This window comes from Bacteroidales bacterium (assembly GCA_018334875.1).
Lineage (GTDB): Bacteria > Bacteroidota > Bacteroidia > Bacteroidales > UBA12077 > JAGXLC01.
In genome coordinates this window covers 1-7064 of sequence record JAGXLC010000215.1, presented here as the reverse complement: position 1 = coordinate 7064, position 7064 = coordinate 1, and the positions used below count along the sequence as shown (strand labels likewise).

Annotated in this window: 6 protein-coding genes; 4 read left to right on the top strand and 2 right to left on the bottom strand. The window is 43.7% G+C overall.

The window, feature by feature from the left end; all coding sequences use genetic code 11:
* Window positions 1-74 precede the first annotated feature (74 nt).
* Window positions 75-554 (top strand): DUF456 domain-containing protein, encoded by a 480-nt coding sequence (locus KGY70_14645; protein ID MBS3776431.1) that lies wholly within the window; start codon window positions 75-77, stop codon window positions 552-554.
* A gap of 199 nt (window positions 555-753) precedes the next feature.
* Here the strand turns inward: KGY70_14645 and argF are convergent, their stop codons facing one another.
* Both argF and arcC read right to left on the bottom strand, forming a co-directional pair.
* Window positions 754-1755: an ornithine carbamoyltransferase gene (gene argF / locus KGY70_14640; protein MBS3776430.1), complete on the bottom strand. Its 1002-nt coding sequence runs from the start codon at window positions 1753-1755 to the stop codon at window positions 754-756.
* A gap of 190 nt (window positions 1756-1945) precedes the next feature.
* The gene (arcC, locus tag KGY70_14635) at window positions 1946-2899 is read right to left on the bottom strand and encodes a carbamate kinase (GenBank protein MBS3776429.1); all 954 of its coding nucleotides are present in this window, start codon (window positions 2897-2899) and stop codon (window positions 1946-1948) included.
* Between the two features lie 261 nt (window positions 2900-3160).
* Between arcC and KGY70_14630 the strand changes: the two genes are divergently transcribed.
* From KGY70_14630 to KGY70_14620, 3 genes are all read left to right on the top strand, one after another.
* Entirely contained in the window at window positions 3161-5659 is a 2499-nt protein-coding gene (locus tag KGY70_14630; protein MBS3776428.1) for a DNA translocase FtsK, read from the top strand.
* 12 nt (window positions 5660-5671) lie between these two features.
* Window positions 5672-6322 (top strand): outer membrane lipoprotein carrier protein LolA, encoded by a 651-nt coding sequence (locus KGY70_14625; GenBank protein MBS3776427.1) that lies wholly within the window; start codon window positions 5672-5674, stop codon window positions 6320-6322.
* Between the two features lie 413 nt (window positions 6323-6735).
* The coding region (locus KGY70_14620) for a hypothetical protein (protein MBS3776426.1) at window positions 6736-7064 on the top strand (329 nt) is incomplete at its 3' end.

Below are 7064 nucleotides of genomic sequence, written 5' to 3'. Positions count from 1 at the left end.
CCGGACAAGTTTTGGTAATTGAAATTTGAATATTATTTGTAATTTCTATATATTTACATCAAAAAGCTAAACTTATGGATATTGTATTGCTTGTACTGGGAATTATATTAATGTTGGTGGGTATACTGGGGTGCATACTTCCCGTACTTCCCGGCCCCCCATTAAGCTTTGGAGGTTTACTCCTGCTTCATTTCACAAATTTTGCGGAATATACCACTACACTACTCATCATTTTAGCCATAGTGGCCGTAGCAGTTACCATTCTGGATTATTTTGTCCCTATCTGGGGTACAAAAAGATTCGGAGGAACGAAATACGGAAGCCGGGGAGCAATGGTCGGAGTGGTGTTGGGCATATTCCTGTTCCCGCCGATAGGGATTATCATCTTTCCTTTTATCGGCGCAGTAGTCGGCGAAAGCCTACAGGGGGCAGATTTCAATGCTGCCATGAGAGCCGGCTTCGGATCTTTCATGGGATTTTTGACGGGTACCGGCCTCAAACTTATCGCCTCACTGATTATGGCGTACTACTTTGTGACGGCGTGGCTGGGATAGAGCGCAGAGCAAAGAGCCCAGAGCAAAGAGCCCAGAGCGAAAAGCGAAAAGCGAAGAGCAAGGAGCGAAAAGTTTCGCGTCTCGGGTCTCGCCTCACGAGCTGGCAGTATGATGCGGGACTTCTTGCCCTAAGCTCTTCGCTCTATGCTCTATGCTCTGCGTTTAATCCCGAAACCCAAGACCCCGGACAAAAGTCCGGTCATTGTCCTAGCGTTGCCACCATCACTGCCTTGATCGTGTGTACCCGGTTCTCTGCCTCGTCGAATACGAGGGAGGCCTCCGATTCAAATACCTCATCGGTCACTTCCATGGATTCAATCCCGAATTTTTTATAAATCTCCTCTCCCATCTTCGTTTCTCTGTTGTGGAAAGAAGGAAGGCAATGCAGAAACTTCGCATTGGGATTGTTGGTTTGTTCCAGCAGCGACTTATTGATCTGATAAGGTTTAAGAAGCTCAATCCTTTGCTTCCAAACTTCTTCGTCCTCACCCATCGACACCCAAACATCGGTATATAGAAAATCGCAGTCCCTCACTCCTTCACCGATGCTATCCGTCACCATGATCTGTGCTCCGGTCTCTTCTGCTATATCACGGGCCTGCTGTACCAGTTCTCCGGAGGGCTGAACTTTTCCGGGAGCCACTGAGCGGAAATCCATTCCCATCTTGGCGGCACCAATCAGCAAGGAATTGCCCATATTGTTCCTGGCATCTCCAAGATAAGCGAACTTAATCTTATTCAAAGGTTTGTCCGAATGTTCCTTCATCGTCATAAAATCCGCCAATACCTGGGTGGGATGAAATTCATTGGTCAAACCATTCCATACAGGCACTCCTGCATACGTGCCCAACTCTTCCACCACTTCCTGACCGAAACCCCTGTATTCAATTCCATCGTACATTCTGCCCAACACACGGGCTGTATCTTTCATGGATTCCTTCTGTCCCATCTGAGAGCCGGTGGGACCCAGATAGGTTACATTGGCACCCTGATCATGGGCCGCTACTTCAAAAGCACACCTTGTACGGGTTGAAGCCTTTTCAAAGATCAGGGCAATATTGCGGCCAATCAGTTTTTGTTGTTCCGTACCGGTGTATTTGGCCGATTTCAAGTTCATAGACAAATCCAGAAGAAACCCAATTTCTCCGGGAGTAAAATCAAGAAGCTTCAGAAAGTTTCTGTTTCGGATGTTGAATGACATTGTTCTTTAAATTTTAATTTAATAAATGTAAGCTATGCATAATATTCCAAATCCCAAGCATCAAATAACAAATAATAACCAATGACCAATTACTAATGACCCAAACCTCAAAAATTCACATTTCGATTTTTAAAACATTGGAATTTGTAATTTATTTGTCATTTGAAATTTGTTATTTGGTGCTTTATCATCATTCATATTTTGCAATGATCTTGGTTCCATAGGTTTTGTCCTTAAGTAGTCTGGCTTCGGTGATGACACTTTTCTCTCCTCCTTTTTCTACAAACTGGACAGCCGCTCTCATTTTTGGGGCCATACTACCCTCAGAGAACATGCCCTGATCCAGGTACTTTTTGGCATCAGCCAGATCCAAAGGATCCAGCTTTTTTTCGCCAGGCTTTTTATAGTTGATATATACATACGGCACATCGGTGAGGATGTAGAATTCATCCGCTTTAATCTTTGCAGCCAGGAGAGAAGAGGCCATATCCTTGTCAATAACCGCCTCGGTGGGTCTTACCCTGTTCTCCTCATCTGTATAAACGGGAATACCTCCACCACCGGTAGCTATCACAACGTTTCCCTGGCGGGCAAGCGTCTCTATCACATCCTCATTCATTATGGCATTGGGCAATGGCGAGGGTACCACACGTCTCCAGCCCCCTTCGGTTTTTACTTCTTCTTTGAATATCCAACCCTTTTCTTTGTTTAGCTTATCGGCCTGTTCCTTATTATAGGTTTTCCCTACCCGTTTCTGGGGGTCCTGAAAAGCCGGGTCGTCTTTATCTACTTCTACCTGGCTGACAAGGGTCACAACATCCTTGTTGATATTATATTTACGCAACAAATTGAGCATCATCCGTTCAATCATATATCCTATCTCTCCCTGCGTATCGGCAACACATACATCAAGAGGCATTTGCGGCAAGCCATATACATATTCCCCGGCATCATTCTTCATTAGCAAATTACCTACCTGTGGCCCGTTACCATGGCTGATTACAAGATGATAATCCTCTTCAAGCAAAAAAAGAAGATTTTCCAGTGTATCCGTAACATTTTGTTCCTGTTCTTCTATTGTACCCGTCTGATCTTCTCTGACCAAAGCATTCCCTCCCAATGCTACAACTGCTAGTTTTCTCATAACCAACTATTTATTATTACATATTATGAACCAACAAAACTAACAAAATTTATGAATTATTAAACAGTTAATAAAAAGGCGTTGCAGAAAATAATTGAGATACTTAAAGAACGTTAATTAACCACTTATCATAAATTTTATATTAATTTGCACCTGATTTGGACTAGCCAAAACCAAACAGGATGCTTTCAAGGAATTTAATGTGTTTCCGTTTTGGCTTGTCCAAATTACCAAGGAGTCGCTTAAAATTGTTGTTATTTCATGGCAAAAAAAACCAAAAAACAAAAGAAGCAGGACGACAGGTATAAATTTTTAACAGGAATTTTTTTCCTCTTTCTGGCCATTTATATTACCCTGGCCTTTACTTCTTTTTTCTTCACCTGGAAAACAGACCAAAGTTTCCAATGGGGAGAGGTGGTTTCCAATGCAGATGTAGTAGTTGAAAACTGGGCCGGGAAAGTGGGTGCCCGAATGGCCAACCTATTTATTGCCAAATGGTTTGGAGTTGCTTCATTCCTCATTCCCTTTTTCCTGGTTATTCTGGCTTTCAAATTATTCAGGGTAAAACTACTGCCTGTAGGAAAAACCTTCCAGTATTCTATCATTGGATTGATCCTCTTCTCGTTGCTCCTGGGGTATTTGTTCCAGGATATGAACGGCTACCTGGTCAACGGACTTGGGGGAGGTCACGGGCTATTTATGGCGCAATGGCTAAACGCATTCATAGGAAAAGTAGGTACGGCTTTTCTGTTAATCATCCTATTTTCAACCTTTATTCTATCCCTTTATCCTGTATCCATGAATGAAATCAAGCGGGGGATTCTCGCTTTACCAGCCCAAATGTTTTACGGGGGTAAAAAGGTGGCCGCCGCAGGTATTGCTTCAGCAGAAGACAGTATACAAACCGAAGGAATAAAAGCAAAATCCGCTAAAAAGCACAAAAAAGAAAAAACAGAAGCCCAGAAAGAAGAAAAAACGGTCAAAGACTGGAGCACCCCTGAGGAGGTAAAAAATATCACACAGAAGGTAGCACCCGAAAAAGAAACCGAAACCACTCAGACCACGGCAAAGGACCATACTTCCCAATCAAAATATGAAGAAAAATCCGCCAAAAAAACCGAAAGCATAGAAGTGCCAGGTAATGGGGAAAGTACGGGAGAAGAAGGCATTCAGTTCACCATAGAGAAATCGGAAGAGGAGCGGGAAGAAGGGAATCTTGGTAATCAAGAGATCAAGGATTATGACCCGACCCTTGAACTGAGTAATTTTCAACTGCCACCCATCGAGATACTTGAGGATTACGGCGATGAGGAAGGCGAGCAGGAGATCAATAAAGAGGAAATCATCAGAAACAAAAACAAGATCGTTGAAACTTTAGGCAACTATAAAATACAGATAGATAAGATACGGGCTACCATCGGACCCACGGTTACCCTTTACGAGATTGTACCGGCCCCGGGCATCAGAATATCAAAAATCAAGAATCTTGAGGACGACATCGCCCTCAGTCTGGCTGCCCTGGGAATCCGAATCATTGCCCCTATACCCGGCAAAGGCACCATTGGTATTGAAGTGCCCAATGAAAGCAAAGAGATCGTTAGCATGCGGTCGGTGCTGACCTCGAAAAATTTCAGGGAGGCCGAACATGAACTTCCCATAGGTCTTGGAAAAACCATTTCCAATGAAACCTATGTGATCGATCTGGGGCAACTGCCCCACCTTTTGGTAGCAGGTGCCACAGGCCAGGGAAAATCCGTAGGTCTGAATGCCATCATTACTTCCCTGCTCTATAAAAAACATCCAAGCCAGCTTAAATTTGTCCTTGTGGATCCGAAAAAGGTGGAACTTACCCCCTATGCCAAGATCAAAAACCATTACATGGCCAAAATCCCCGATATTGAAGAACCCATTGTCACAGAGAACCAGGATATCATCAAAACCCTGAACTCTCTTTGTGTGGAGATGGACGAGAGGTACAACCTGTTGAAACATGCCCATGTTAGAAATATCAGTGAATACAACAAGAAGTTTATCAAGAAACGGCTCAACCCGGAAAAAGGCCATAGGTACCTGCCCTATATTGTGGTGGTGATTGACGAGTTTGCAGACCTGATCATGACGGCAGGCAAAGAAGTGGAAAGTCCTATTGCAAGGCTGGCACAACTGGCTCGTGCTATAGGCATTCACCTGATCATTGCCACCCAGCGACCCACCACCAATATCATTACCGGGGTGATCAAAGCCAACTTTCCGGCCAGAATTGCCTTCAGGGTAACTTCGCAGATCGATTCCAGAACCATCCTGGATAGTACGGGAGCCAACCAGCTTATAGGACGCGGGGATATGCTGATCTCTACAGGCAGCGACCTTACCCGTCTGCAGTGTGCCTTTATTGATTCAGAGGACATTGAAAAACTAACTGACTTCATCAGCAATCAGCAGGGATTTGCACAACCTTTCGAACTACCGGAATATGAAGATGAAAACGATCTGGACGGTAACGGCTCCAAAAAGGTAGATAAATGGGATGCCCTTTTTGAAGAGGCTGCACGAACAGTAGTGCGTCATCAGCAAGGCTCTACCTCCCTGATCCAGCGGAAGCTTTCCATCGGATACAACCGGGCCGGAAGGATCATGGATCAGTTGGAAGCGGCCAACATAGTGGGCCCCCACGAAGGTAGCAAGGCCCGAACAGTCCAATTTCCCGATGAATATGCATTGGAACAATATTTGAGTAATTTTTTTAATACAAATCAATAGGTGAATTAAGAAATGAGATACATTGTACTTTTAATAATCGCATTGCTGGCGGCTTTTAACACTCACAGCCAAGACAAAAATGCAGAGAAACTCCTCAAAACCCTGGCGGAGAAACACAACGGCTACGACAACATCACAGCCGATTTCACTTTTTTTTACAAAAACCTCCAAACAGAAAGTGAAAACAAATGGAACGGCTCCATCATCATGAAGGGTGAAAAGTATAAGCTGGAGCTGAGGAATTCCACAATATATTACAACGGCAAGACCCTGTGGAACCATCTGCATGGCCCCAATGAAGTGAATATCTCGGAGCCGGTAAAGAACGAAGACTCCGACATCATCAATCACCCCCATCAAATATTCGACATTTACAAGAAAGATTTTAAGTACAAATACCTGGGCAAAGAGACCAGTAAAGGAGAGGAAGTTTATTTGGTAGACCTTTATCCCGAAGAGCTCGACAAAGATTACAGCAGGATCCGGCTGAACCTTACCCGGGATAACATCCGGATCCATTCGGCAAAAATATTTGCCAAAGACGGCTCCCGGTACCGCATCAACATTAAGAACATGAAAACCAACCAGCCTGTGGATGATTCTGCTTTTGTATTCAACGAGGAAGACCACCCCGATGTGGAGGTGATTGATATGAGGTTCTGACAATTCGTTTGAATGTTTGACGAAGCGCTTGTCGGGAGTTTGATTGTCATTAAATAGTCATTTATTTTCATTGGTGGTCATTTAGTTGTTTTCGCAGTAAGGGTAAAGGTTTTAAAAAAAATTAGAGCAATAGACCTGCCAGGGGCACAGGCTTAGCCGATGCTTGCTTTTCCTTATTTCTCCGCGCCTTCGCAGAAGGCAAACAGCGATAGCAACACTGAATTGATGTCTATAATTAGACATTCTGAAAAGAAATTGTTGATTTCTGAATAAAAATGTCTATTTTTAGGGTATTGGAATGTAAGCGGGTCATTATGCAAACTTCTGAGATGTTAATGTGCAATAAATCAACATTTAATATTAGGGATATTTTCTAACGAATAATTCATTAAACCATGACAAAACCGGGAATTATGTACAGGCTTATCGCCATTTCGGCAGCCATTGTTATCGCCGGGATCATCCTTTCGGGACCTCCCGGGGTATATTTTATAACACTGATCCAGTCACAACCAGACTGGGTAGATGTGCAAACATTTATCAACAACTACCATCCCGTTCAAAATCTGGCATGGGCCGGTGGCTTTCTGTTGATACTGGGATTTGCCTTTTTTATTGCTTCAGCTTACCAGTTGGCTGTTTCACCCTCACAAAGGGTACCTGCCCTGTTGGCCGTTATCTTTGTAGCAGTTTTTGCCGTGCTCATCGGATTCAATTACACCCTTCAAATTGCATGGGTTCC

Bases quoted from the DNA above. Each gene is read 5' to 3' on its own strand.
- KGY70_14645 (MBS3776431.1), top strand. From the start codon at position 75: ATGGATATTGTATTGCTTGTACTGGGAATTATATTAATGTTGGTGGGT.
- argF (MBS3776430.1), bottom strand. From the start codon at position 1,755: ATGTCATTCAACATCCGAAACAGAAACTTTCTGAAGCTTCTTGATTTT.
- arcC (MBS3776429.1), bottom strand. From the start codon at position 2,899: ATGAGAAAACTAGCAGTTGTAGCATTGGGAGGGAATGCTTTGGTCAGA.
- KGY70_14630 (MBS3776428.1), top strand. From the start codon at position 3,161: ATGGCAAAAAAAACCAAAAAACAAAAGAAGCAGGACGACAGGTATAAA.
- KGY70_14625 (MBS3776427.1), top strand. From the start codon at position 5,672: ATGAGATACATTGTACTTTTAATAATCGCATTGCTGGCGGCTTTTAAC.